This is a genomic window from Vibrio sp. 10N.222.49.C9, assembly GCF_041474985.1.
Lineage (GTDB): Bacteria > Pseudomonadota > Gammaproteobacteria > Enterobacterales > Vibrionaceae > Vibrio > Vibrio crassostreae_C.
Genome location: NZ_JBFRVD010001194.1, coordinates 1 through 363 on the forward strand (window position 1 = coordinate 1; position 363 = coordinate 363).

Below are 363 nucleotides of genomic sequence, written 5' to 3' on the forward strand. Positions count from 1 at the left end.
CTTCTAGCACATCTTCAAAATCAAACAGTTGCTGCTCTTTTGCCATTTGCGAGTAGAAAATCACTTGAAAAAGTAGGTCGCCCAACTCTTCTTTTAGATTATCCCAGTCTTGATTTTGAATGGCGTCGACCACTTCATAAGTTTCTTCAATGGTATGGGGAACGATAGTGTCAAAGCTCTGCTTTTTGTCCCATGGGCAACCCTGCTCAGGGTCACGGAGCGTGGCCATTATGGATAGCAATTGTTCGATGGAGTTTGAGGCTGACATAATATTTCCAATTCACATTCAAAAAAGAAAGCCCCTTTTCAGGGGCTTGTTAGATGGGTTAGCCAAGACGTTTGACGGAGATAACGTCTTTGATC

At 43.0% G+C, this 363-nt stretch carries 1 protein-coding gene; it reads right to left on the reverse strand.

Annotated features, from left to right (window positions below):
- Positions 1-268: MazG nucleotide pyrophosphohydrolase domain-containing protein (locus AB4585_RS27530; RefSeq protein ID WP_372171928.1), on the reverse strand; the 268-nt coding region annotated here is incomplete at its 3' end.
- Between the last annotated feature and the right edge of the window lie 95 nt (positions 269-363).